Annotated in this window: 24 protein-coding genes, 4 tRNA genes, 3 rRNA genes and 1 pseudogene; 25 read left to right on the forward strand and 7 right to left on the reverse strand. The window is 39.7% G+C overall.

What is annotated here, in order from left to right; genetic code table 11:
* Window positions 1-146 precede the first annotated feature (146 nt).
* On the reverse strand, window positions 147-998 hold the full coding sequence (locus BKP57_RS12050; protein WP_050349550.1) for a YihY/virulence factor BrkB family protein: 852 nt from the start codon (window positions 996-998) through the stop codon (window positions 147-149).
* A 156-nt stretch (window positions 999-1,154) separates the two neighbouring features.
* Between BKP57_RS12050 and BKP57_RS12055 the strand changes: the two genes are divergently transcribed.
* Together BKP57_RS12055 and BKP57_RS12060 are read left to right on the forward strand one after the other, a co-directional pair.
* The gene (locus tag BKP57_RS12055; protein ID WP_050349549.1) at window positions 1,155-1,619 is read left to right on the forward strand and encodes a DUF948 domain-containing protein; all 465 of its coding nucleotides are present in this window, start codon (window positions 1,155-1,157) and stop codon (window positions 1,617-1,619) included.
* A 2-nt stretch (window positions 1,620-1,621) separates the two neighbouring features.
* Window positions 1,622-2,086, forward strand: coding sequence for a DUF948 domain-containing protein (locus BKP57_RS12060; protein ID WP_050349548.1), 465 nt, complete (start codon window positions 1,622-1,624; stop codon window positions 2,084-2,086).
* A gap of 908 nt (window positions 2,087-2,994) precedes the next feature.
* Here BKP57_RS12060 and BKP57_RS12065 read toward each other — a convergent pair.
* A complete protein-coding gene (locus tag BKP57_RS12065; protein WP_072742422.1) occupies window positions 2,995-3,435 on the reverse strand; it encodes a DUF948 domain-containing protein in 441 nt (146 codons plus the stop codon).
* 441 nt (window positions 3,436-3,876) lie between these two features.
* On the opposite strand from BKP57_RS12065, the gene cwlD reads away from it, so the two are divergent.
* Together cwlD and BKP57_RS12075 are read left to right on the forward strand one after the other, a co-directional pair.
* Window positions 3,877-4,611, forward strand: coding sequence for an N-acetylmuramoyl-L-alanine amidase CwlD (gene cwlD, locus BKP57_RS12070; protein WP_050349546.1), 735 nt, complete (start codon window positions 3,877-3,879; stop codon window positions 4,609-4,611).
* 261 nt (window positions 4,612-4,872) lie between these two features.
* Window positions 4,873-5,931: an Mrp/NBP35 family ATP-binding protein gene (locus BKP57_RS12075; RefSeq protein WP_050349545.1), complete on the forward strand. Its 1,059-nt coding sequence runs from the start codon at window positions 4,873-4,875 to the stop codon at window positions 5,929-5,931.
* Window positions 5,932-6,759: 828 nt separating this feature from the next.
* Here BKP57_RS12075 and gerD read toward each other — a convergent pair.
* Window positions 6,760-7,398: a spore germination lipoprotein GerD gene (gerD, locus tag BKP57_RS12080; RefSeq protein WP_311997845.1), complete on the reverse strand. Its 639-nt coding sequence runs from the start codon at window positions 7,396-7,398 to the stop codon at window positions 6,760-6,762.
* 418 nt (window positions 7,399-7,816) lie between these two features.
* On the opposite strand from gerD, the gene BKP57_RS12085 reads away from it, so the two are divergent.
* Both BKP57_RS12085 and tnpA read left to right on the forward strand, forming a co-directional pair.
* Complete coding sequence (locus BKP57_RS12085; protein WP_050349544.1) at window positions 7,817-8,464, forward strand: KinB-signaling pathway activation protein; 648 nt, start codon at window positions 7,817-7,819, stop codon at window positions 8,462-8,464.
* Window positions 8,465-8,844: 380 nt separating this feature from the next.
* Window positions 8,845-9,332: pseudogene (gene tnpA, locus BKP57_RS12090) on the forward strand (IS200/IS605 family transposase).
* Window positions 9,333-9,598: 266 nt separating this feature from the next.
* On the opposite strand, the gene pdaB reads toward tnpA, so the two are convergent.
* Entirely contained in the window at window positions 9,599-10,357 is a 759-nt protein-coding gene (gene pdaB / locus BKP57_RS12095; RefSeq protein WP_050349543.1) for a polysaccharide deacetylase family sporulation protein PdaB, read from the reverse strand.
* A gap of 753 nt (window positions 10,358-11,110) precedes the next feature.
* On the opposite strand from pdaB, the gene BKP57_RS12100 reads away from it, so the two are divergent.
* From BKP57_RS12100 to BKP57_RS12135, 9 genes are all read left to right on the forward strand, one after another.
* Window positions 11,111-11,332 (forward strand): hypothetical protein, encoded by a 222-nt coding sequence (locus tag BKP57_RS12100; protein WP_050349542.1) that lies wholly within the window; start codon window positions 11,111-11,113, stop codon window positions 11,330-11,332.
* A gap of 644 nt (window positions 11,333-11,976) precedes the next feature.
* Window positions 11,977-13,541 (forward strand): 16S ribosomal RNA (locus BKP57_RS12105).
* A gap of 96 nt (window positions 13,542-13,637) precedes the next feature.
* Window positions 13,638-13,790: a hypothetical protein gene (locus BKP57_RS22100; RefSeq protein WP_156875320.1), complete on the forward strand. Its 153-nt coding sequence runs from the start codon at window positions 13,638-13,640 to the stop codon at window positions 13,788-13,790.
* Between the two features lie 165 nt (window positions 13,791-13,955).
* Window positions 13,956-14,032: transfer RNA gene (locus BKP57_RS12110), tRNA-Ile, on the forward strand.
* Between the two features lie 25 nt (window positions 14,033-14,057).
* Window positions 14,058-14,130 (forward strand) — tRNA-Ala (locus BKP57_RS12115).
* A gap of 237 nt (window positions 14,131-14,367) precedes the next feature.
* A 23S ribosomal RNA gene (locus BKP57_RS12120) occupies window positions 14,368-17,285 on the forward strand.
* A gap of 159 nt (window positions 17,286-17,444) precedes the next feature.
* A 5S ribosomal RNA gene (gene rrf / locus BKP57_RS12125) occupies window positions 17,445-17,560 on the forward strand.
* Together the 16S, 23S and 5S rRNA genes with 4 tRNA genes alongside form the textbook arrangement of a ribosomal RNA operon.
* A 66-nt stretch (window positions 17,561-17,626) precedes the next feature.
* Window positions 17,627-17,701, forward strand: a tRNA-Asn gene (locus BKP57_RS12130).
* Window positions 17,702-17,706: 5 nt separating this feature from the next.
* Window positions 17,707-17,779 (forward strand) — tRNA-Thr (locus BKP57_RS12135).
* A gap of 123 nt (window positions 17,780-17,902) precedes the next feature.
* Here BKP57_RS12135 and BKP57_RS12140 read toward each other — a convergent pair.
* The 3 genes from BKP57_RS12140 to BKP57_RS12145 are packed head-to-tail and all read right to left on the reverse strand — an operon-like array spanning window position 17,903 to window position 19,728.
* Window positions 17,903-19,120, reverse strand: a complete 1,218-nt coding sequence (locus tag BKP57_RS12140) for a site-specific integrase (RefSeq protein ID WP_072741578.1) — start codon at window positions 19,118-19,120, stop codon at window positions 17,903-17,905.
* A 4-nt stretch (window positions 19,121-19,124) separates the two neighbouring features.
* Window positions 19,125-19,286 carry a hypothetical protein gene (locus BKP57_RS22105; protein ID WP_156875321.1) on the reverse strand — a complete coding sequence of 54 codons (162 nt, stop codon included), beginning with the start codon at window positions 19,284-19,286 and terminating at the stop codon, window positions 19,125-19,127.
* Window positions 19,261-19,728, reverse strand: coding sequence for an ImmA/IrrE family metallo-endopeptidase (locus BKP57_RS12145; RefSeq protein WP_072741579.1), 468 nt, complete (start codon window positions 19,726-19,728; stop codon window positions 19,261-19,263). Before BKP57_RS12145 ends, BKP57_RS22105 begins: the two co-directional genes overlap by 26 nt.
* 23 nt (window positions 19,729-19,751) lie before the next feature.
* Between BKP57_RS12145 and BKP57_RS12150 the strand changes: the two genes are divergently transcribed.
* The 10 genes from BKP57_RS12150 (at window position 19,752) to BKP57_RS22875 (ending at window position 25,025) form a co-directional block, all read left to right on the forward strand.
* Window positions 19,752-20,138 carry a hypothetical protein gene (locus tag BKP57_RS12150; RefSeq protein ID WP_072741580.1) on the forward strand — a complete coding sequence of 129 codons (387 nt, stop codon included), beginning with the start codon at window positions 19,752-19,754 and terminating at the stop codon, window positions 20,136-20,138.
* Between the two features lie 2 nt (window positions 20,139-20,140).
* A complete protein-coding gene (locus BKP57_RS12155) occupies window positions 20,141-20,386 on the forward strand; it encodes a hypothetical protein (RefSeq protein ID WP_050349680.1) in 246 nt (81 codons plus the stop codon).
* A gap of 107 nt (window positions 20,387-20,493) precedes the next feature.
* Window positions 20,494-20,685 carry a hypothetical protein gene (locus tag BKP57_RS22110; protein ID WP_128743233.1) on the forward strand — a complete coding sequence of 64 codons (192 nt, stop codon included), beginning with the start codon at window positions 20,494-20,496 and terminating at the stop codon, window positions 20,683-20,685.
* A gap of 43 nt (window positions 20,686-20,728) precedes the next feature.
* Window positions 20,729-20,863 carry a hypothetical protein gene (locus BKP57_RS23140; protein WP_257786683.1) on the forward strand — a complete coding sequence of 45 codons (135 nt, stop codon included), beginning with the start codon at window positions 20,729-20,731 and terminating at the stop codon, window positions 20,861-20,863.
* 293 nt (window positions 20,864-21,156) lie between these two features.
* Window positions 21,157-22,260 (forward strand): LXG domain-containing protein, encoded by a 1,104-nt coding sequence (locus BKP57_RS12160; RefSeq protein ID WP_257786715.1) that lies wholly within the window; start codon window positions 21,157-21,159, stop codon window positions 22,258-22,260.
* A gap of 54 nt (window positions 22,261-22,314) precedes the next feature.
* On the forward strand, window positions 22,315-22,779 hold the full coding sequence (locus tag BKP57_RS12165) for a hypothetical protein (RefSeq protein ID WP_198034993.1): 465 nt from the start codon (window positions 22,315-22,317) through the stop codon (window positions 22,777-22,779).
* 23 nt (window positions 22,780-22,802) lie between these two features.
* Window positions 22,803-23,279 (forward strand): hypothetical protein, encoded by a 477-nt coding sequence (locus BKP57_RS12170; protein WP_072741582.1) that lies wholly within the window; start codon window positions 22,803-22,805, stop codon window positions 23,277-23,279.
* 690 nt (window positions 23,280-23,969) lie between these two features.
* The gene (locus tag BKP57_RS23145) at window positions 23,970-24,101 is read left to right on the forward strand and encodes a hypothetical protein (protein ID WP_257786684.1); all 132 of its coding nucleotides are present in this window, start codon (window positions 23,970-23,972) and stop codon (window positions 24,099-24,101) included.
* 104 nt (window positions 24,102-24,205) lie between these two features.
* The gene (locus BKP57_RS22870) at window positions 24,206-24,508 is read left to right on the forward strand and encodes a reverse transcriptase domain-containing protein (RefSeq protein ID WP_232231152.1); all 303 of its coding nucleotides are present in this window, start codon (window positions 24,206-24,208) and stop codon (window positions 24,506-24,508) included.
* Window positions 24,509-24,749: 241 nt separating this feature from the next.
* Window positions 24,750-25,025, forward strand: coding sequence for a hypothetical protein (locus BKP57_RS22875; RefSeq protein WP_232231153.1), 276 nt, complete (start codon window positions 24,750-24,752; stop codon window positions 25,023-25,025).
* The last annotated feature ends 652 nt before the right edge of the window (window positions 25,026-25,677 follow it).

A 25,677-nucleotide genomic window follows, 5' to 3' on the forward strand; every position in this document is an offset into this window, starting at 1 on the left:
GAAGCGAAATCTAGTAGAGTAAAGCGGAGGGTCCAACCGCAAGTCATATACTTGAATTATTTATTGAACCATCCGTGGGGTTTTCTTCGCTAATTGAAAGATTTATGGATGAAATGAACACAAGTTATTTTGACAAGAGGTTTATGTCAAGAAGAGGCTCTATGCAGATCATTTTCTAGTGCTTTTGATTGTTTAGCGTTGTATAGAACGTTAATAATCGCTCCGCTCATGAAAATCATTCCAGTTAAATAAAACCAAATAAGCAGAATAATAATACCACCAAGACTGCCATAAGTTGCAGAATAGTTACTGAAATTGCTAATATAGAAAGAGAATCCGAATGAGATCAGCTGCCAAAGAATACTTGCAGTAATTGCTCCAGGAAGAATATGCTTAATCGGCAGTCGTTTATTAGGAGCAAAACGATATAAAATAACCAGAAAACCTGTCAACACGGTTATGCTGAGCGCCCATCGTAAAACTTGAAAAAATAATCCCATTGCAGCAGTTAATCCGATGAAGGTCTCAAGGAATTGTAGAATGAGATTGCCGAATAGTGGCATAATGATTGCGATAATGAAAGCAATAATCATACTTAAGGTAAGCCCTAAGGCAGTGAGACGAACGAGCAGCATGTTTCGTGTTTCTTCTACCTCGTAGGCTGCATTACTTGCTTTGATAAAAGCGTTCATGGCAGCAGATGAGGACCACAAAGCACCGATGATTCCTAGCGTTAGAAGACCACCGCGTGGCACTTCGACAAGACTGACAATATTTTCTTCCAATAACACGGCAAGTTCATTTGGCAGAACGCTGTTAATAAAAGCAATGGCATCCTCCGAGTTAATTGGAAAATAGGGGACTAATGCAAATCCTACTAAAAAAAGGGGAACAATGGATAATAGGAAATAATAAGCTAATGCTGCTGCTAATAAAGGAACTTGGTCGGATTGAAATTTTTCTAAAAATAAATGAACATATTTTTTGATGGTAGTCATAGAATTTCCTCCAGGCTAAAGTTGCTTTATTCTCCCATACCCTTTATCGCAGTAGACTAATCCACCGTTTGTAAAGGTGATAAGCAGGAAACAAATAGCGTTTCAATCTATCTTGCCAGTGGTATAATGCATTATAAAGAAAGGGGGAAATTTTAAGTGGAAGACGTTTTATATTTGACATTATTAATAATAGCTGTTGCTTTTGCGCTGACAGTTGTTTTTATTGTTATCGTATTACATCGTTTCACCAAATTATTAAGAACAGCAGGGAGCACTTTAGGACAAGTTGAAACAGATATGCAACAAACGATACCGGAGCTACAAAACACACTACATCAAACCCAAGTAACGGTAGATGATATAGGGGAAAAATTACAAGCCACGGATTCCTTATTTGACACCGCTGAAAATTTGGGACACTCTGTCAATCATATTAATCAGGCTATACAAAAAACAAAGCCAACATTAACGAGTAATGAATTAGAAGAAGAAACAAAACTTTATGTGGAAGGGATACGTTGGTCAGCAGCAGCTTCTTATTTATATAAGCAATGGAAAGGAGCAAATACAGCTGCAAAAAAAACAAGTGATTCAATCGATCAAACAGGAAAAGAGGGATAAGGATGTTATTAGAAATTGGTGTATTATTAATTGGCATTGCATTTTTTATTGCGGCCATATTCGTGTCATATGCTCTAAATAACTTGGCAGGTGTTCTTCGAGGTGTTGAAAAAACAGTCGAGCAAGTACCAGATCAAATGAACGCAATGGTTAAAGAAACAACAGGGCTGATTAAAGAAAGCAATCATACGTTAGAGGATATCAACGATAAGATGAAGCAGCTTAGCCCATTGTTTTATGTAGTAGGAGATGTGGGAAATGTGACGCGCAAATTTTCCTCCTCACTCGTACAAGTGACAGAGTCATTAAAGAACAAGTCCGACAATGGAAGTGATCCTATGGGTAAAAAGAAATCCGGGAGCTTATATGGTTCTTTTACAACGGGGTATGATTGGTTAAAAAAACGCAGACAGCAAAAAAAGCAGCAAAAACAAGGTGCAGCAGTGAATAACCATACGAATAATTAGCAAAAACAAGCCGCTCCAAAGCAATAAAGGCAACTGATGAGAGAAAAACCAAGACTCATAAAAGTTGCCTTTTTTATAAGGTAAGAAACCAGCATGGCTTGCCTAGAGCGCGAGCCACCATCTATCATGAAAAAACTTTTGCTTTATAATGTTTAGATTCTTAAAATACTGTCTAAAATAAATGAGTTAGATAAGTTAAATAGAGTTGTTTTTTCATACAAAAGTATAAAATGAGGTGCTTTGGATAAGGAAATAACCGAATAGTCACGTCCGGCGCATGAGCCCAGCAACGATGCGACTTCAGAAATGCGCCCTACGATAAGTCCTCATCGGTTCGTCGCAAAGAGGAAGGCCGACTTAAAACGGGCTTGCCGCCCATATGTCGGCATACCCCTGTTTTAGTGGCATGATTCCTTTATCTCAGTTGATTCGTTCCATTCGCTACGTTGCTAAACGGGCGCTCCGAGCCTTTGTTCCACTATAGGAAAGTATAAGATTTTTTTGGTTTATAGTATAAGAAAAACAAAAGCTTCCGCCATAAACTTGGCGACAAGCCAAGTTTTTCTAAAGGAATAAGAAAGTATAAAATTTGTTGCATTGGGATAAGGGAATAACTGAATAGCCACGTCCGGCGCATGAGCCCAGCAACGATGCGACTTCACGAAATCGCCCTACGATAAGTCCTCATCGGTTCGTCGCCTCACCGTGATTCCTTTATGTAGAAGTAATTTTCCTAATCGAAAACGTCGTTCCAGTTCAAAGGTCTTTAGGTCATAACCTTGCAGCGGGATTAAAGACAATCTACTGATTGAATCATTTTATTATTACTAATTGAAATGGAATGTAAAAGAGACAATCATTAGTAATGTAGGTGAGGTGAATGATTGTCCTGATTAAAAATAAATATGTTATTTAGGATTATCAGCAGCTGGTTGTTTCTTGCTTTGCTTGATTGCATAGTAAGCTATCGTAGCAAGGCCGTAAATACCTTCGAGATGATGTTTATTTGTAAATACATTTCCTTCTGTTGATGAATTTTGTACGTTCATTACAGCATTTACCATGGAGGATGAAGCGGCGTTAGCGGCTCTTGAAGCTCCTCCAACCATATGAAAAATAGGCGTTAATTCTTTAACTTGCTTATTTACTTCATGGAGCGTCTCATGTCCAGTACTTAGGGTGTCTGCAGCTTGATTAGTAAGTTCCTCCACTTGTTCTGGCAATTTGTTCGTTGTTTTCTGTAGGTTGCTTAGTACTCTTGCTAGGTTTAATAGCGGTTTAATTAATATAATAGAGAGTATTAGGAAAGCAACTCCAAAAATAGTAACTCCGAGGCCTAACCAATCCATTTGGCTCTCTCCTTTTTTAATATATTGATGTATTTCTTTAATATACCACGAAATGCCAAATTGTAAACGAAGGTGCATCAATATTCATCCTATTACGTAGACATAATTCCATTGCCTGTCCCATAGACTATAGAAGAGAATAAAGCGAATTTTAGTACAGTAGAAATTCCCTACAGGTAAAAGTAGAAAAAGACGATTCGGGGGACTTTATAAAATAAAATTTTTACTACATGCAGCCTGTCGTTGCCATCCTCGCTTACCTGTTGAATCGCTTTTATGATCAGTGTCCTAAACAAAGGAAAACACTATTCTTCGCACGCTGTATTAGTGCTGAAATTTTCTGCGCTCTGTTGATTAAAGAATAGCGCATTATAGGTTCTTGTCTCTTGAAGATGAGCATTTTAAAGATATTAGATCTGAGTGGAAAAAGGGGGCTAGCAGTTGAAGCAATGGTATAAAATAGTGCTTTGGTTAGTAGGAGTATTTGTTTTAGGGTATCTTATTCAGTTGCCGATTACCAATCAACTATCTTTTAATGTAGGATCTTCCTTTTCATTACCCTTATCCGGGAAGACAATTGTGATTGATCCCGGGCATGGCGGACCGGATGGTGGTGCTGTTGGGAAGGATGATACACAGGAAAAGGACATATCCTTAGAAGTTTCTAAAAAAGTACAAAAATATTTACAGCAAGTTGGAGCAATCGTGTACTTAACACGGGAAACAGATAAAGATCTCGCTTCACCAGATGTAAAAGGGTTATCTAAAAGAAAATCAGAGGATATTCGTAACCGTTTAGCATTTATCAATAAAAAAGAAGCTGACTTTTTTATTACATTGCACTTAAACGCGCTACCTTCGTCTAAATGGAGAGGGGCTCAGACGTTTTATAATCCTCTTAAGGACGAAAATAAGCATTTGGCAGAAATGATTCAGGCAGAGTTGATCCGCAATTTGGAGAATACCAATCGTGCGGCACTAGCGATTAATAATGTTTATTTACTAAAGCATGCGGAAGTGCCGGGTGCACTAGTAGAAATCGGTTTCTTATCCAATGCAGAAGAACGGGAATTGTTGAAGGATTCGGATTATCAGCAAAAAGTCGCAGCAAGCATTTATAAAGGTATTCTGCGTTATATTACAGAGGAGATAAAGGATGAGGGAGAAGAGAGTTAGTTAGAGAATTTGGGCTAAACAAACGTATATAAACTATGAGTGCTTAGAAGCGCTCATTATTTATTTTAAGGACAAGTCTTGTTAGTCAATAGATGGAAAAACAATGAATTAGGTAAGTAATGGAACAGCCTTTTGCAACTAGTACGCTTTCACTAGCTGAACGGAATTACTGATAAATGATAGGCAATCTCATAAACTGATGGATGCTTTATTTTATGTTATACTGACGTTGTATGCATTTACAAAGGGATGGTGATTTCGATGCTAACGAAGGAAGAAGTAATTCAGCTGCTTAACCCTGTTAGAGATCCGTTTTTACATATATCGTTAGAAGAAACTGAAGGTATTAAGGAAGTTAATATTAAAGAAGACAAGAACCATGTGAGTGTAAAAATTGGTATTTCTAAAACCAATACTGCTGAACAGATGCAACTGCAACAAGAGATTGTCGGAATCCTTAAGAGAAATGGAGCGTCTACAGTAGGTTTACGGTTTGAACAGTTACCAGATGACGTTATAAAGAAATATCAACCTGCTGCTGAAAAAGAGCAAGAGGCTGCGTTAATGGGGGGGAATAGCGGTACGAAGTTTATTGCTGTTTCCAGTGGTAAAGGTGGCGTTGGTAAGTCCACTGTCACCGTTAATTTAGCGATGTCCTTAAAACGTTTAGGAAAAAAAGTCGGAATTATTGATGCGGATATTTATGGCTTTAGTGTCCCAGATATGATGGGAGTGGAAGAACGTCCAAAGGTTCGTGGCGAAAAAATTATCCCTGTGGAACGGTTTGGTGTGAAAGTCATCTCAATGGGCTTTTTTGTAGAAGATAATTCTCCGATTATTTGGCGGGGTCCAATGCTCGGAAAAATGTTAAATAGCTTCTTTAAGGAAGTCGAGTGGGGGGATCTAGATTATTTATTGCTTGATCTACCACCTGGAACGGGCGACATTGCAATGGATGTACATGAGCTTCTTCCATCCTGTAAGGAAGTAATTGTTACAACTCCACATCCAACAGCTGCATTTGTTGCAGCTCGTGCCGGTCAAATGGCATTAAAAACAGAGCATGAAATTCTAGGTGTTATTGAAAATATGGCTTATTTTGAAAGTGAGCTTACAGGTCAGAAGGAATATGTATTTGGTCAAGGCGGTGGCAAGAAATTGGCGGAAGTGTTGAAAACAAAAGTACTTGGTCAATTGCCATTGCAGCAGCCGTATGAGGAAGAGGATGTTTTTGCTCCATCTATTTATCAGCAGGATCATCCAATTGGACAAGCATACCACAAAATTGCGGCTAAAATAGTGGCTCAATTGGAAGAATAAAATTGTAGAGGACGTCTCAAGCGTTGATTTAGTAATCTTGAGACGTCTTTTCTTTATAAGACTAAGAAAGTATAAAATGAGGTGCCGGAATAACCGAGTAGCTACGTCTGGCGCATGAGCCCAGCAACTAGGCGACTTAGAAATGCGCCCTACGATAAGTCATGATCGGTTCGTCGCAAAGAGGAGGGCCGACTAAAAACGGGCTTGCCGCTCAGGCGTCGGCATACCCTTGTTTTTAGTGGCATGATTCCTTTATCTTTAGTTGATTCATTCCATTCGCTACGTTGCTAAACGGGCGCCCCGCGCCTTTGTTCCACTATAGGAAAGTATAAGATTTTTTTGGTTTATAGTATAAGAAAAACAAAGGCTTCCGCCATAAGACTTGGCGACAAGCCAAGCTTTTCTAACGTTTGCAGGAACAGTAGCAAACAATTATTGTACATGTTTAACGGGATAGAGTAGCGGTAAGATAAGAAACTAACACAATTCACTGCTTTTTAATGTCGGATGCCATTTGGTAATTTGGTACATTCTCAAGCACTAGATCATAAGGCGCTTCTATTCTACAGTGATTTAAATTGTATCGTCGTCTGATTTCAGTTTATCCTGCATATAAGGTGGTGCTGTAAGACTCCCACTTCAAGAACCGGAGAATCCATACTATAACAAGTTAAGTGGGAGATAACAGTACCTAAATGCCCGATTCGTTTAGAGGCGTTTAGGTCATACCATTACGGTACTAACAATCAGTGAGAGATGAAATACCCCCCCAATGATTGTAGATTCAGTTTATCTGGTAGGGTCAAGGCGTTTATGCTTTTTGTTTTTTTAGCCTCCTCCTCCAGCTTCACCTGCTCCGCCGCCGCCTTCCCCGCCTTCCCCTTTTCCTCCTTCTTCTTCTTTCTTTTGTTTGCCTTGCTTTTCAGCAGCTTTTAGAAGTGTTTCTTGCATTTTTTCTTGGAAAAGTGGAGTTTCAAGCGTTTGTTGAATAGTTTCTTCAAGGTGCTCACGAAATTGCTGGCTTTTCACTACTTGGAGTATTTGATCGTTCATCTCAGGATTTTGCAATAATTCAAGCATTTGTTTTTGAAAACCTGCATCATTCATCAAGCTCTTCATTAGCTTCTTATGTTCTTCTTGCATAGATTTAGTATATTCTTTAACAAAATCGGTATCCTGGAACAGTGTTGTCCACATTTGTTTTCCTTTTTCAGATACAAGCGCCTCGTTAATGGATTTCTTTACAACGTCAGAATCCAAGACAAGCTCTTGTTTCATTTTTTCGTCTGTCATTAACTCACGTATTGCTTTTTTTCCATCTTCTGTTTGTAATATATCAACAACCATTTTCTTTGTTGTATCATAATCTCCTTCTTTGTCCGAGGCATTTCCATCGGTACACCCACTGATAAGAATGAAAGAAACGATAACAGCGATGCCAAGGATTCTTAATCGATTCAAATTCACTTTGGAAATCCTCCTTCCTTCTCTGTTTTAATGTGCGTGGATACAGAGAAAAATATTCGTTATATAAGGAAAAAACGGTTACTTCATGATAGAATACGGGAGAGGAAGGCAAGTTTGTCCGTATGTAAGATGTTCCAGAAAAATCTGTATCCATTGCAGGGAAATTGGACATGGAGTACAGCTGCTATATTGCTTTATTTCGGAGGTAGCTGGCAATAAAGCTGTTTTCCATCGCTACGAGTTGAAAATTAAGGGGGATAAGGGAGAGGATTTCAATTGCAAGTCAAATGCCCAATTCTAATAATCAGTGGGGAGATAGAAAACCAATGATTAAGGTGTGGCTTTTTTCGTTGGATAAAAATCGCCTACTGGATAATGGTTAAAATAATACGTTATAAAGTTTAGGGGGATAAGGGTTTTGAACACTCGAAAATTAGTCAATTTCTTTTTTAAAACGTTGATTATAGGTGGTGTAGTAGGACTTATTACAAGCTTTTTTGTAAAAGCAGAGGATTACGCTGCAAATCTTGACCCGATAAATTGGATGGAATTATTGGGGTTAATTATCTTTTTTATCGGGTTGGGGCTCGTATTTAGTGTTGTCAGTCAGACAGGTTTTTTTGCATTTTTATTTATTAACCGCTTTGGTTTAGGATTGTTTCGTTCTTTTTGGCCAACCGTGCAAGTATTATTAATTGCATTTGTCGTGTTTGATTTAGTTTATTTTCCATACCAAGCAACAAAAGGAGAAGTGGCTGTTTATTGGTATATCTTAATGGCGGCAGCTATATTAGCTTACGGATGGATTGTTTCAACCATTAAAGCAAAAGAAACGAACAAGCAAGCGTTTATCCCTGCATTGTTTTTAATGGTAGTAATCACGACTATTGAATGGGTGCCAGGACTGCGAACAGAAGGTACAGATTATGCTTGGTTAATGATCATTCCTTTGTTAGCTTGTAATACATATCAATTATTGGCACTACATCGAATCAACCAGAATAATGCTAGTTCTCAAGCTACATCTTCAAATAGAGCAACAATAAAAGAAAAAGCAAAAGGTTAAAGGGTGGAATGTTTCATCATATGTAACTGGCAATAATATCTTGTCATCAAATACTGCGAGGTAAAATCCAAAAAGATAAGCGGAGGATTCAACTGCAAGTCACATGTTCGATGCTTTTTAGAGACCTTTAGGTCATAGCTGTGCGTGTACTTGAATATTTCATTTTATGTCATACGCTCTACAGTAAATGCGTCGATGATGTCATCGACGCATCTTTACTTTCTTATGACTTTAGTCCGTTGAGCTCGCGACAGCGTGCGAAACAGAAAACCACCTGCTATGCGGGTGGGAAACCAATGGTTATACCAAATAAAACACTCACTTTCTTCTATTATAGAGATTGTTCAAGCCTCTAAACTATAGAAAGGAAAGTGAGTAAATTGGCTAAAAAAGCGAATAGTTTGGCACACACAAAATGGTTATGTAAATACCATATTGTGTTCACTCCAAAGTATAGACGAAAAATAATTTATAATCAATATCGGAGAAGCATTACTAACACTGTGTAAATATAAGGGAGTGGAAATAATAGAAGGTCATCTTATGCCTGATCATGTGCATATGTTAGTGAGTATTCCATCAAAAGTAGCGGGATCCAACTTTATGGGATATCTAAAAGGAAAAAGCGCCCTTATGATTTTTGATAAGCATGCTAATTTGAAATATAAGTTTGGTAATAGGCACTTTTGGACGGAAGGCTATTATGTAAGTACAGTGGGACTGAATGAAGCAACGATAAAAAAATATATCCAAGAGCAAGACATTAGATAAGTTAAGCGTAAGGGAGTGTGAAGAGCCTTTTAAGGGTGCAAGAAATACTGATACTCCTTTAGGGGTAAGCAAAAAAGGCAAAGGCAATGAGGCTTGAATACTGAATGAAAGCCAGCGCCTTTAGACGCTGGTCGGTAGTTTAGGCTTATAGCCGATGTGCAAACCACCCGTTGGACGGGTGGTCATGATTAGGGGTATTTATACGTATATAAGGTGCTGGAAGACTCCCACTTCAAATCTGTATTGCACCAAGTCTAAGTGGGAGATACAGCATCTGAATGCCCTATTTAAATACCTTTTAGGTCATACATATGGTACGAACATCAGTGGGAATAAATGCCCTCAAATAGTTGAAGATTTGCTTTATTCAACTAATTCCGCGCTGGCATGGGCTTGATTAATTAATTCAGTCATAGAAACAAATGAAAACCCTTTATTCTTTAAGCCGGGTAGTATTGTTTCTAGTGCTTTAGCAGTCTGTTTCACTGAATCGGAGGCATGAAGTAAAATGATATCTCCATTGGTTGTATGTTTCATGACATAATCTACAATTGTATTTGAACCAGGATTTTTCCAATCATGTGGATTCACATTCCAATGAATCACGTTATATCCCATGTTTTCAGCTGTTTCTATAATTTCTTTATTAAAATGACCGCTAGGAGGGCGTAATAATTTCACATCTTCATAACCTAATTTGTCGAATACTTCCCGTGCTTTTCGCAAGTCCTTGCTTACAGTTTCCAAATCTTGGTCCAAGTAACTTTTATAGCGGTAGCCAAGCATGCCTAATTCATGCTTGTTTTCCGTAATTTTTTCAACAATATCTGGATGCTTTTCCGCCCACTCCCCACTTACAAAGAAGGTTGCTTGGACACCTTCTTCTTTTAGTCGTTTTAGAATGTGATCAACGCGTTCTTCTCCCCAGCTAATATTAAAGGTTAATGCAATATTATTCTCATTTGCATTACCTTTTGACATGGCAGTGGGCTCCTTGTTTGAAAAAACCGTGAATTCTCCATTCCACTCTAGCCATAGAAAGGTTGCTGTAAATAGAGCGACAACTGCTACAGCAAACCATCGTTTCCCTTTGTTAAAGCGCCATACATAGAAATGCTGCACTATTTCTCCTCCTTTATAAATCCATTAGCAATAAAAGAAATTTAAGTAGATTGCATACTAAAAACTTATACAGATGTGAAATTTCAGCCAGTTTCTTATATACATGGCTTGTCCTCCTTTTACTATTGATTACAATGTGTATGATGCATAGTAAGAAAAGGTCTCTTAAGATAGAGAGAACGAGCGTCCGGGATTTTGGTTCTATAGCGTGTTTTGGAGTGAGATTGAAGGGCATGTATAAAAGAACGTTAATACATATTATGTTGTTGTATAAGTATTAAGAACAAGAATCATTTATTGCGCATCTAAAGTGCCTTAATGGTTGCTTTACGTAACTATGAAGTATTTGAAGTTTGAGAAAGGGTCGCGCTAACTATCCGAATTGTTGGGAACCCAGGCAATCAGATAACGGCCGCTTGGGAGAAGATTGCCTTTTTCGAAGGTATAGAAATCTAAGATTAACGGTATATCGTAAAAGAAAAAGGCTTATGTCAAGATTGTTGTAACAGGAAACTGTAAGTGCCCGTATCCTTCTTTTGTTATGCCTTATCACTAAGAATGATAAAAGCACTTGCTAAATAAATTGCTTATTAGTAATTAAAAATAAAAGCGATAATTATTACTAAAAACCGACATAATTCGATATGTTTTGCGAATAATTTTATATACATGTTTTGCATGATTTTGATCGAGTAGGAGAAACTGAAAACAGTAAAAAACAAAACAGTTAACAAATGTGAGGTGGTGAAACAAATGCTAGGTTTATTAATTAATAATATGGAACAAAAGGAATTAGAATATTTGATCCGAAGAGAGCTAGAAGAACTTTTAATGGATTTAGAGGATTCGCGAATTGATAATATAGTTAAAGAACCCATGAGAGAAAGGTACCAAATGTTATTTCAGTTATTTCGTAGAGTAGCGAATGAAAAAGAATGTATGAAATACATGCCTAAACGAAGTAAAAATCAATAAATGAAATAATGAAGAAATACAAAAATGTATAGTAAAATGACGACTTTTGCTTTGGTCCTAATTCTTCTTAGTTAGATATTCGAAAAAAGATAGTTATCTTTAGCAAGGAAATCCTTATATAACTTTAAATGATACCATTATTAATGGACAATTTCGAGATTTTTTGATCAGTTTCTGTTAGTTGAAAGGTAATAGGCAGATGTATGACAAAAGACTAGAAGTATAGAAACGATTAAAAGCAAGAGCATGTGATTAAGTGCGCTGTAAACTGTTGAGATTATTGGGTTATCCTGATTTTCAGGCATAGATACGGCGTATTTATAATTTATAAAGAAAAATTTAGATTTTCCTATTGCCATTTTAAAATATATATGCTATATTAAATTCTGTTGTCAATAAAAGGCACAACAACAGTGAAAAACGAAATAAAAAACTTCAAAAAAACTGTTGACAATCATTAAGAAACATGATAAATTATATCTTGTCGCAAAAAACGACAGATTAATAATATTGCTCTTTGAAAACTGAACAAAACAACCAGTATGTCAAGAAAAGCAATCTCTGTTTTTCTTTTAAAAAATCGACCGAGAGCAATCTCGGAAGAAGCTAAGAATGATGAAGAACGGTGTTCATCATCACAAACTTTTATGGAGAGTTTGATCTTGGCTCAGGACGAACGCTGGCGGCGTGCCTAATACATGCAAGTCGAGCGCGGGAAGCAAGCAGATCTCCTTCGGGGGTGACGCTTGTGGAACGAGCGGCGGACGGGTGAGTAACACGTGGGCAACCTACCTGTAAGACTGGGATAACTCCGGGAAACCGGGGCTAATACCGGATGATACATATCGTCGCATGACGAGATGTTGAAAGGCGGCATATGCTGTCACTTACAGATGGGCCCGCGGCGCATTAGCTAGTTGGTGAGATAAAAGCTCACCAAGGCGACGATGCGTAGCCGACCTGAGAGGGTGATCGGCCACACTGGGACTGAGACACGGCCCAGACTCCTACGGGAGGCAGCAGTAGGGAATCTTCCGCAATGGACGAAAGTCTGACGGAGCAACGCCGCGTGAGTGATGAAGGTTTTCGGATCGTAAAACTCTGTTGTTAGGGAAGAACAAGTGCCATTCGAATAGGTTGGCACCTTGACGGTACCTAACCAGAAAGCCCCGGCTAACTACGTGCCAGCAGCCGCGGTAATACGTAGGGGGCAAGCGTTGTCCGGAATTATTGGGCGTAAAGCGCGCGCAGGCGGTCCTTTAAGTCTGATGTGAAAGCCCACGGCTTAACCGTGGAGGGCCATTGGAAACTGGGGGACTTGAGTACAGAAGAGGAGAGTGGAATTCCACGTGTAGCGGTGAAATGCGTAGAGATGTGGAGGAACACCAGTGGCGAAGGCGACTCTCTGGTCTGTAACTGACGCTGAGGTGCGAAAGCGTGGGTAGCGAACAGGATTAGATACCCTGGTAGTCCACGCCGTAAACGATGAGTGCTAGGTGTTAGGGGGTTTCCGCCCCTTAGTGCTGAAGTTAACGCATTAAGCACTCCGCCTGGGGAGTACGGCCGCAAGGCTGAAACTCAAAAGAATTGACGGGGACCCGCACAAGCGGTGGAGCATGTGGTTTAATTCGAAGCAACGCGAAGAACCTTACCAGGTCTTGACATCCTCTGACGCCCCTAGAGATAGGGAGTTCCCTTCGGGGACAGAGTGACAGGTGGTGCATGGTTGTCGTCAGCTCGTGTCGTGAGATGTTGGGTTAAGTCCCGCAACGAGCGCAACCCTTGATCTTAGTTGCCAGCATTTAGTTGGGCACTCTAAGGTGACTGCCGGTGACAAACCGGAGGAAGGTGGGGATGACGTCAAATCATCATGCCCCTTATGACCTGGGCTACACACGTGCTACAATGGATGGAACAAAGGGCAGCGAAGCCGCGAGGCCAAGCAAATCCCATAAAACCATTCTCAGTTCGGATTGCAGGCTGCAACTCGCCTGCATGAAGCCGGAATCGCTAGTAATCGCGGATCAGCATGCCGCGGTGAATACGTTCCCGGGTCTTGTACACACCGCCCGTCACACCACGAGAGTTGGTAACACCCGAAGTCGGTGAGGTAACCTTTTGGAGCCAGCCGCCGAAGGTGGGACCAATGATTGGGGTGAAGTCGTAACAAGGTAGCCGTATCGGAAGGTGCGGCTGGATCACCTCCTTTCTAAGGAATAAGATGAAGCGTAAGCGTTCGTTTAGCGACGTATGAACTGGACTGAACCAAAGGAGATAAAGAAAACACGACGACTGTAGGGAGTCGATGTTGACTTATCGTACGGAGGTGAAGGAAGTTTCACTAGTCGCTGAACGCTGGAGCTGGAATATAAAAGGCGAAAACAATTGCTCAGCAACGTACGAATTGGACGTCTTCCGACGAGATAAAGGAAACACGATGAGCCGAAAGGCGAATTGATGTTGACTTATCGTAGGAGGGAGAAGGAAATTCGCTAGTTGCTAGGAGTTTGAGCTAGATTATATAAGGAAACCGACTAAGTTCGGTCCTAGACATACTTGGTTGTTTGGTTCAGTTTTGAGAGAGTGATTTAACAATTTAAAATCATTTATCTTATGATAGGATGGGCCTGTAGCTCAGCTGGTTAGAGCGCACGCCTGATAAGCGTGAGGTCGGTGGTTCAAGTCCACTCAGGCCCACCATCTCTAAAAGAATATTAAGATATATGGGGCCTTAGCTCAGCTGGGAGAGCGCCTGCCTTGCACGCAGGAGGTCAGCGGTTCGATCCCGCTAGGCTCCATTTTTGTACCTTGAAAACTAAATAAGAGTAACAACGACATCAAACTAAAAGCGGAAGCGAATGTGTAGCGATGTACAGACTGGACTGACTCGAAGGAGATAAAGGAAGCACGGTGAACGCAAGTGAATCGATGTTGACTTATCGTATGGAGAGGAAGGAAGTCATGCTAATCGCTATGAGCTGAAGCTAGAAAACCAAAAGCTGAAAAGTAATATGCTTATTCATAAATAGAAAGTTAGTTAAGTGAATAAGGGCGCACGGTGGATGCCTTGGCACTAGGAGCCGAAGAAGGACGGGACTAACACCGATATGTCCCGGGGAGTCGTAAGTAGACGTCGATCCGGGAATTTCCGAATGGGGGAACCCACTGCTCGTAATGGAGTAGTACTTTTATCTGAATTCATAGGATAGAAGAGGCATACCCGGGGAACTGAAACATCTCAGTACCCGGAGGAAGAGAAAGCAAATGCGATTTCCCAAGTAGCGGCGAGCGAAACGGAAACAGCCCAAACCAGAAGGCTTGCCTTCTGGGGTTGTAGGACACTCCATAGGAGTTATCAAGAGATTCTTTAGATGAAGCGATCTGGAAAGGTCGGCCAAAGAAGGTAACAGCCCTGTAATCGAAAAGGAATCTCCTCCGGAGTGTATCCTGAGTACGGCGGAACACGAGGAATTCCGTCGGAATCCGGGAGGACCATCTCCCAAGGCTAAATACTCCCTAGTGACCGATAGTGAACCAGTACCGTGAGGGAAAGGTGAAAAGCACCCCGGGAGGGGAGTGAAAGAGAACCTGAAACCGTGTGCCTACAAGTAGTCGAAGCCCGTTAATGGGTGACGGCGTACCTTTTGTAGAATGGACCGGCGAGTTACGATCGTATGCAAGGTTAAGTGGAAGACACGGAGCCGCAGCGAAAGCGAGTCTGAATAGGGCGATATAGTATGCGGTCGTAGACCCGAAACCGTGTGATCTACCCATGTCCAGGGTGAAGGTCAGGTAACACTGACTGGAGGCCCGAACCCACGTATGTTGAAAAATGCGGGGATGAGGTGTGGGTAGGGGTGAAATGCCAATCGAACACGGAGATAGCTGGTTCTCTCCGAAATAGCTTTAGGGCTAGCCTCAAGGAAAGAGTACTGGAGGTAGAGCACTGATTGAACTAGGGGCCCTCATCGGGTTACCGAATTCAGTCAAACTCCGAATGCCAGCTACTTATCCTTGGGAGTCAGACTATGGGTGATAAGGTTCATAGTCGAAAGGGAAACAGCCCAGACCGCCAGCTAAGGTCCCAAAGTATACGTTAAGTGGAAAAGGATGTGGAGTTGCCCAGACAACCAGGATGTTGGCTTAGAAGCAGCCACCATTTAAAGAGTGCGTAATAGCTCACTGGTCGAGTGACTCTGCGCCGAAAATGTACCGGGGCTAAACGTATCACCGAAGCTGCGGATTGTTCTACGAACAATGGTAGGAGAGCGTTCAAAGTGCAGTGAAGTCAGATCGTGAGGACTGGTGGAGCGCTTTGAAGTGAGAATGCCGGTATGAGTAGCGAAAAAAGAGTGAGAATCTCTTTCACCGAATGCCTAAGGTTTCCTGAGGAAGGCTCGTCCTCTCAGGGTTAGTCGGGACCTAAGCCGAGGCCGAAAGGCGTAGGCGATGGACAACAGGTAGATATTCCTGTACCACCTCATGAACGTTTGAACGATGGGGGGACGCAGTAGGATAAGGAATGCGCACGGATGGATGTGTGCGCCCAAGCAGTGAGAAAGTCGGATAGGCAAATCCGTCCGATAATTTCAAGCTGTGACGGGGAGGGAAATAGAGTACCGAAGTTCCGGATTTCACACTGCCAAGAAAAGCCTCTAGTAAGTTCATAGGTGCCCGTACCGCAAACCGACACAGGTAGGCGAGGAGAGAATCCTAAGGTGAGCGGGAGAACTCTCGTTAAGGAACTCGGCAAAATGACCCCGTAACTTCGGGAGAAGGGGTGCTCCTTTAAGGAGGAGCCGCAGTGAATAGGCCCAAGCGACTGTTTAGCAAAAACACAGGTCTCTGCGAAGCCGAAAGGCGAAGTATAGGGGCTGACACCTGCCCGGTGCTGGAAGGTTAAGGGGAAACGTTAGTGCTTCGGCACGAAGCGTAGAACCGAAGCCCCAGTAAACGGCGGCCGTAACTATAACGGTCCTAAGGTAGCGAAATTCCTTGTCGGGTAAGTTCCGACCCGCACGAAAGGTGCAACGACTTGGGCACTGTCTCAACGAGAGACCCGGTGAAATTATACTATGCGTGAAGATGCGCATTACCCGCGACAGGACGGAAAGACCCCGTGGAGCTTTACTGTAGCCTGATATTGAATGTTGGTACAGCTTGTACAGGATAGGTGGGAGCCATCGAAGCGTGAGCGCTAGCTTACGTGGAGGCAACCGTGGGATACCACCCTGGCTGTACGAACCTTCTAACCCAGGGCCGTGATCCGGTCCGGAGACAGTGTCAGGCGGGCAGTTTGACTGGGGCGGTCGCCTCCCAAAAGGTAACGGAGGCGCCCAAAGGTTCCCTCAGAATGGTTGGAAATCATTCGCAGAGTGTAAAGGCAGAAGGGAGCTTGACTGCGAGACCTACAAGTCGAGCAGGGACGAAAGTCGGGCTTAGTGATCCGGTGGTTCCGCATGGAAGGGCCATCGCTCAACGGATAAAAGCTACCCCGGGGATAACAGGCTTATCTCCCCCAAGAGTTCACATCGACGGGGAGGTTTGGCACCTCGATGTCGGCTCATCGCATCCTGGGGCTGTAGTCGGTCCCAAGGGTTGGGCTGTTCGCCCATTAAAGCGGTACGCGAGCTGGGTTCAGAACGTCGTGAGACAGTTCGGTCCCTATCCGTCGTGGGCGCAGGAGGTTTGAGAGGAGCTGTCCTTAGTACGAGAGGACCGGGATGGACACACCGCTGGTGTACCAGTTGTTCCGCCAGGAGCATAGCTGGGTAGCTACGTGTGGCAGGGATAAGTGCTGAAAGCATCTAAGCATGAAGCCCCCCTCAAGATGAGACTTCCCATCACTAAAAGTGAGTAAGATCCCTCAGAGATGATGAGGTTGATAGGTCCGAGGTGGAAGCGTGGTGACACGTGTAGCTGACGGATACTAATCGATCGAGGACTTAACTAACCATTTTGGAAGATGAATCGTTGGATGATCTCTTATTTAGTTTTCGAGGTATAAATCAGGAATCGATTTTTTTCAACAAAAATCTTGATTTTTTCTCAAAAACGCTTATAATAAGATTTGTGCCTATTTTTTAGCACAACATAACAAATAGCAATTTTGCCTGGTAGTAATGGCGGAGAGGTCACACCTGTTCCCATGCCGAACACAGAAGTTAAGCTCTCCAGCGCCGATGGTAGTTGGGGCTTTGCCCCTGCAAGAGTAGGACGCCGCCAGGCTTTTTACTATACATATTTTTGTAATTATTTTGTTTGTGGTATAATAAGGTGTAATATTTACATTATTCCACAGTAGCTCAGTGGTAGAGCAATCGGCTGTTAACCGATCGGTCGTAGGTTCGAATCCTACCTGTGGAGCCATTTATGCTTCCATAGCTCAGTCGGTAGAGCACCACCATGGTAAGGTGGGGGTCAGCGGTTCAAGTCCGCTTGGAAGCTCTCTTATAAACGTTAATATCATAGGCTTTTACTCCAAACAGAGTAGAAGCCTATGTTTTTTTGTGGCATTTTTGCCGACATTTTGCCGACCAATTCGTTGTTTAAAGTAATTTTTATTGGTTTTTACTGGTTCTTAACATCATTTAATTGCAGAATATCGTCTAGTTGTTCAGAAACAATTTGATTTGTTTCTTTATAAAGATGACTATAAATATTAATTGTTGTTTGAATGTCGGAGTGACCTAATCTTTCTTGTATTGGTTTAGCGTCTATACCCTTGTTAATAAGAATGCTGGCAGATGTATGCCTAAGTGAGTGTATTTTAATATATGTGAGGTTATGGCGATTCAAGAAACGTTTCCACCAATTCTTTAAGGAACTAGGGTTAAAAGGTTTTCCGTTTTCATCACAAAGCAATAAACATCTTTCTTCATCCCAATAATTATTTGAAGCAAGGGGTTCTTTATTTCGTATAGCAATCAATTTTTCTATAGGTTTAAGTAAGGATTTTGATAAATAAATATCTCTTTTCCTAGCTTGTCTATTTCCTTTCTTAATTTCATGAAATTGTAACCCTTTTTGTTTGGAATAAGTTAATGCTTGTCTAACATGTAGAATACCATTATCTAAATCTATATGCTTTTTTAGATCTATCCCAAAAAGTTCTGATCTCCTTAGTCCAGCAGTTATGGCGAGTTTTATTGCAATTTTCCAGTGGGGGACTTCACTTTCTTTATCGAGACATTTTAATAACTCAATGGTTTCTTCCAGGCTATATACTGGCGCTTCCTCGTATTCAACTTTTGGTTTATCAATTTTCTTACATGGATTTTCGTTCATTGCTCCAATCGATACAGCAAAGTTAAATATATTATTAAGTATGCGATAATGATAAAAAATAGCTGAACTAGAAAGCTTCCCTTTTTTTCCATCCAATCGCATTCCGTCTTCTTGCAAGTTATGAAGAAAGTCCACAATATGTTTCCCTTTTATCTGATCCATACGTAGATATTTAAAGGCTGGCAAGATTCTCGATTCTAAGTATACAATGAAATTAGCTAGAGTAGTATGTGATAAGTGAATTTCTGCATGTTTTGGGTACCACTCCTTTTGTACAAAGTTCACAAAATTTATTTTTTCTGGTTCGTGATAGCCCTCACCTGTTACTTCAGATACAAATTTAATTAATTCTTTTTCAGCTTCTCTAGATCCTTTTGCGGATATTGTTTTATATTTTTTATGACGTTTCTTTTTCCCGGTTTTAGGATCAATGTAGGAACCTAGATCAACTTCCAGTTGCCATTTACCGTTATTTCTTTTTCTAAAATGCCCTCTGGCCATATGCTTACTCCTCCTCCAACCAATGGTTAGGTTTGTCGATATAATCAATAATGTTACCTGTTAGTTTCCCGTTTTCATCAATAAAGACTTTGTCATATAGTGGAACTTTTACTATTTCTTCAGCCTTCTTCTTCCTTCGTTTATGCTCTAGTGAGATAACCTTCATCAAAAAAACCTCCTGTTCGCATTTTATTTGTATACATCTCTAATCTTCTATAAACAAAGTCGTAATCAACATTAACTAGTTGCATAATGTCAAATATTTTATAGTTGTATAGCTTATCCAACATAAATGTTGGTACGCAAAAATGATACGCAAAGTTATTTGCTTGCCATTCCTGTAGATCAATAAACAAAGGGTGCATATTCAATTGACAACCGCAATGCCTAAGGTAATGTCCGATTTCATGACCAAAGTCCATCCACTCTTGTCTTTCAGTGTTTCTGATTAAACTTATTTCGTTGTCAAACCTAAACAGCTTATCTTCTTCATAAATAATATCTACACCCAGTTTCTTTGCTATTATTTGTTTATCTAAGTCAGCAGGATTTTTTATTCCGATTGATGTGTATAGTTCATATATGTAATCTTCAAGGTGCGTATACAAACCATAACTCCCTATTTGATGGAATGTATGTTCTGTTTAAGATTAAAAAGAGAAGTGTACATGTTATTCATAGTGATTTTAATAGTGTTTATTGGGAGTCAATAGGATTTGAAGAATATAAAAATAAACTTCTAAAATATTCATTGTTGTATGAATATTATGATCAAATCAAATTTAAGTATGCTTATGTTTATTATTATTTTGTTGCTAAGTATTTAGCTGATAACCTTGAAAAAGAGAATAAAAAAGAAAGAATTCAAAAATTAGTTGTGGATATGGTGAATAATTTATATAAAGATGACTATGCAAATATTCTAATGTTCTTAATTCATCTTTCTAAAAATGAGTTTATTGGTGAATTACCTAAATTAGTAGTAGAAGAAAAAATGACGTTGAAAAAAACAGAATAAAAATGCATAAAGATAAAGATGAACTTGAGCGCAATCTAAATATTGAAGAAGTAGCAGAGATGGAAGATAATGACCATGAAATGATAGATAAATCTAATTCGGTTAATCAAGGGTTTAAAGAATTAGAAATGATTGGACAAATCTTGGCAAATTATCCAGGACATATAGAAGGAAGAGATAAAGGGAAACTAATAAATGAAGGCTGGTCTCAGATTATTAAATGTGTTTATAAAGCAAATTACTTCTGAGAAAGATTATTTATTGTCCGAAGCGCAACAAGTTATTAGAAATAATGGTCTAGATAAATTAACTGATAATAAAGCTGAGGAAAAAGCGAAAAAATTTCTTTTTACTTTTGCTAGCTGGTTGGTTTACATTCACCATATTAAAAGTTATATCCAAATCATTAGGCAACAATGATATTTATGATGCAGTGAAAAGAGTTATCAATGAAAACCCGCAAGTATTAAAGAAAATAATCGGAATATCTATTGCTTTAGACCATAAATACAAAATCCCACATACTGAAATTAAATCCGTTATATGATGAAAATAAGGGGAATGTTCTTACCACAGACATAATTAGACGTATGGTAGCAAGGCACCTTCATTTGTTTAAGGTTGATTACAAAGAAAAACAGAAAGTGTGTCAAAACGTTGAAATTGATTACAAAGCACAGGTTAAATTAGCGGTAAACAACAAGCAATTAGAACTACATAAATAAATGTAGTATTCAAATTAAGAGCTGAATTAGAGTTAAACATCTGGGGCACAAAATTAACATAAGTCGCTCTCTTTTGCTCAAAGCCCCCAGCCATATGCAAATATCTGGTACAAACTTTAGTAGTCATTTCTCGCAGCTGATCTGGCGTATATTCCCATACGCCAGATATATTTTTATGCTGCCACTTATATGTAGTTTTCCCATAAACAATTCCATATATTTTCCACTTTTAGTATAATGCACTAAAGGGGTTACATTGAAATGATTACCAATGGGGATAGGAGGGGATTTTCATTAAGGCGCTTTATGTAAGCGACCTTCATAGCTATATTGACAAAACCATATCGCAACTTGAGCAAATACATACACAAGTAAAAAACATCCAGAAAAGCATAGAGGGAATTATAGCTTTGGAGGATGCGTTTAAAGGAAAAACGGCTAATTCTATTCGAACCTTTTACCAAGAGGTACATATGCCGTTTCTGTTGTTCCTAGAAGGTTTTATTACGAATTACTCCGATACGTTACAGGAAATGAAAAAGTCGGTTCGGGACATGGAACCAAACAAAGATGGAGTTATTCGAGAGGATTTTCTTTCTCAAGACGTGCAACGAGGTTTTGAGCGAATGGAACAGATTACTATGGCGTTAACGGATGAGGCAAATGCCGTTCTTCACTCGGTTAAAGATATTATTGACATTCGCGATATAGACGATGGGGAGTTTCTAGATAAAGTACAACATGCGAAAAAGATAAACCGTCAGACGATAGAGAAGCTCCACGCCTTTGACCGCCACAATACAGCTAAGCTAGAACCCATAGAACAAGATATTCGCATGATGAAGAATTATATTAGTCAAATCTGTGAGTTAGGAAACAATGGAAAGTTACGTATTGATAGGTACCAAGCCAGACAGCTAGATGACCAAAAGTTTCACAAAGAACTTGTAGCTGGTATTGAGAATAAGGCTGTTAGAAACGCAATTGGGCTAGAGGCACTGCTTGGTGAAGCAAGCAAGCTTCTACTCTCTAGGTATACTCGATTTGCAGCTATTCCGATTCAGTATTTACAGAAACATTTTGGATTAAAAACCATGGATTATAGTTATCGGGCTATGCATGCAGCTGTAGCAGCATCAGGTGACCGTTTAACTACAGGAGAATTTTCTACCATTGAACATCAAGTAATTTCCGGAGCAGAGGTCTTTGACTATAAAAAAGTGAGACAGGGAACTTACTATACTTTGGTGGATGGTAGAATCGTAAGAAAATATCAATCCGAATCTGGAAGTGTAGAATATGAATTAGTGGATACGATTCCTGAAAATCGAAGGAGACCAAAGAAGCCAGAAAAAAGCTGGCTAGAAAGAAGTATGGATGATGCAAAAGAAATGTGAGGAAAAATAGCAAAGGAAGCTTTTGATTTTCTCATTTGGGATGATGCAAAAACGGTGATGGATCCAAGAGCAACGCAACAAGAAAAGGAAATAGCAGCAGCTTCTCTTATGCCTCAAGGAAAAGTTTTTAAGCTATTTAAAGCTGGCGAAGGCGCGCTTAAATTTGCGAATAAGGGTAAGCAGACAGCAAAAAAGGTTAAAAATGTTACAAATTATAGAAAGACTTTTTTTGATAAATATCCTGAGCTTAAGGGTAGTGTTGTGGTACATCATGCTATTGAACAACAAGTTCTTAAAAGGTATCCTAAGCTATTTTCTAAAGAAGAAATTCATGCATTATCCAACCTTCGAGGGATCCCAAAAGAATTCAATAATGATATTCATTTATCAAAAATACGTAAAGAATGGAATAGATTTTATAGAAATAATCCTAATCCCACAAAACAAGATTTTATAGATTATATGATTGAGTTAGATAGGAAATATGGTGATAAATTTAACCCGCGAGTTAAAAGATAATTTAAAAAGGAGGAAGAACTCTAGTGGATTTATATTTTCTGGAACCAGAAGTGGCTGGCGGTCACGGTGAAAAAACTGTTTATGGAACAAAAAAAGATATTGAAATGGAAGGTATATCTGGAAAGGTAAAGTTTTTACACTATGAAATAGAAGGTTGGTTAGGCGATGACCTTTTAGAGGCCACTCCTGCCTTCATTATTTCAGGTAGAGTCGAAAATGAATTAAGAAAGAGTAAGTTTAAAGATTATAAAGTAGAAGAATGTTTAGTCACTACTTCTAATGAATTTAAAGAACTATACCAAAATAAGAAAATACCTTCTTTTTGTAGATTTATTCCATTGGGTACCATTGAAGTAATAGAAGATAATTTTACGAAATGGTCTGGACACCATTTCTGTCTTTCCTCGAAAGGGGAATTAGTAGTAACTAAAGAAGCTTTAGATTTTTTACATAAATTCTCAATGGAAAATTGTGATATTGAAATCCTAAAACAACTATAACCGATTGCCTACTCTTACGAGTAGGCTTTTTCTATGTGCGCCAGGCACTTATCGTGAGGTAAAGGCTGAAGGAAGCGCGTATCAAAATCTTGACTCGACGAACAGAAATCTGATACCAAGGCTTTATAGGTGGATAAGGCTCCATAACAAGTCAAAGTCCAATAAGGTGTGCGTAATCCTGTAGAGTAAATCAGGCGAGTAAAAGAGGAAAGATAGTTGTCTTACCCTGGGAGGTCTCACGGACAGCTGAGGAGTCCCCTATTAAGAAAGCTGGTCGAAAAAGGTTTATCGTGAGAAGTCAGCCGAAGCCGTAGTAGTGATACTTATCATGAAGGGCTGAACAATTTATAGTGTTTCTACACCATGAATGGGCGAAAGATAAACTTCAGAATGTTTTAATGAGGAAAGTATGAGCGTATCTCAGAGGATACTCAAAAGCGAAGTGTCTTACGGCCACGTGAACGGAAAGGAAGAAACGAGTGTGGAACTTTTAGAAAAGTTTTAAGCAATCAAAATATGAACGAAGCCTATAAACGCGTGTATCCAATAAAGGTGCAAGCGGGGTAGACGGAGTGACTGTGCAGGAGTTGAAGTCATATCTGAAAGAAAATAAGGATGAACTTCGTGCTGGGATCCGGAAAAGGAAATACCAACCAGCACCGGCATTGCGAGTAGAGATTCCAAAAGAAAATGGAAAAAATGCGTAAACTAGGTATTCCAACAGTTGTCGACAGGGTGGTACAACAAGCAATCAGTCAAAAACTCAGTCCAGAAACAATTCAGCGAATACAGCTATGGCTTCCGACTGGGAAGAAGCTGTGAAATGGCAATTACTCAAGCGCTAGATTATATCAATGACGGATTTCAGTGGTTAGTAGATATTTGACTTAGAGCGATTCTTTGATACGGTGCATCACGACAAGCTGATGAGAATTATCTCCCATACGATCAAAGGTGGAGATGTGATTTCCCTTATACGAAAATATCTCGTAAGTGGTGTTATGGTGAGTGGCAAATATGAAGATACGCCAGTAGGAACACCACAAGGAGGCAACCTTAGTCCACTTCTAAGCAACATTATGTTGAACGAGCTGGATAATGAACTAGAAGCAAGAGGACTGAGCTTTGTCAGATATGCAGATGATAGCCTTATATTCGTTAGAAGCGAAAAGGCAGCAAACCGAGTACTTACTTCCATTACAAAATTCATCGAGAAGAAACTAGGTTGAAAGTGAATGTGGAAAAGAGTAGAATCTCACGTCCTAGTGAAACAAAGTTTCTAGGGTTTGGTTTTTATTATGATTTTAAAAAGAAGAAGTTTTAACCAAGTCCACATGGAAAGTCGATTCAGAAATTTCAAAGGAAACTGCGCCAGTTAACGAAACGGAACTGGAGTATCTCACTCGATATGAGAATCGTTAAATTAAAACAGGTCATTTACGGTTAGGTAATTACTTTAAGGCAGCTAATATGAAGAAAGCGCTTGGAATAATAGACGCCAAACTTCGCTCCAGATTGCGAGTCATCATTTGGAAGCAATGGAAGAACAACAGGAAGAGAATAAAATCTCTCATCCAGCTTGGAATAACAGAAGAGGAAGCGAAAGGCTTAACTTACTGCCGAAAAGGCTATCGTTTCATTGGACTATCAAAAGTGGTTCAACGAGCATTATCCAACAAACGTTTAAGGCAAAAAGGTATTCCCTTTGCCCTAGATTACTACTTAAAAGTACACACTGTAATATAAATTGAACCGCCATATACGGAACCGTACGTACGGTGGTGTGAGAGGGGCGGAGAGTTATTTTAACTTTCCCCTCTACTCAATTCTTAAGTTAGATCCATGACCGAAATGGAATATGGAAGCTTTACTTTTTTGTTTAATGCCGTTTCCGTTCCAGATACCCCATAAATTGAAATATTCCCATTGCCATTATACCTAGTGAATTTAGAGGGGGTATTCTGATTGAGAGTTTTTATAACCGTTAATTAACAAATAACCTGGATGATCTCGTATAATCTGAGCATTAGTATCTGCTAAAATTGTAGTATTACTAAAGATCACCAACTCTTCAGTTATACGATAAGTACCAGTTGGTATATAAACTTGTATGGCTGCTAAATTTTGAGCAGTTTCTAAAATTTGTGAAGGTTAAAGTATCATCAGTGGTCCCATCCCCTTTTGCTCCTTCTAGTTTTACATTTAAGACGGTCGATTTGTTTTCTTTATCCAACACTATTAAATCACTCCTTTTATTTTTAGAACACAAGTTCTATTATATAAGGATTATTGATTTTTATCAAACCCAACTAAATGCCCAATCTATTTATAAAGTAAAGCAAAAAACAAATAGTAAATATTTAAAAAAAGGATATGGGATGTACCTTGATGCCTTGCA

This window comes from Virgibacillus sp. 6R, from assembly GCF_001895305.1.
GTDB lineage: Bacteria > Bacillota > Bacilli > Bacillales > Amphibacillaceae > Virgibacillus > Virgibacillus pantothenticus.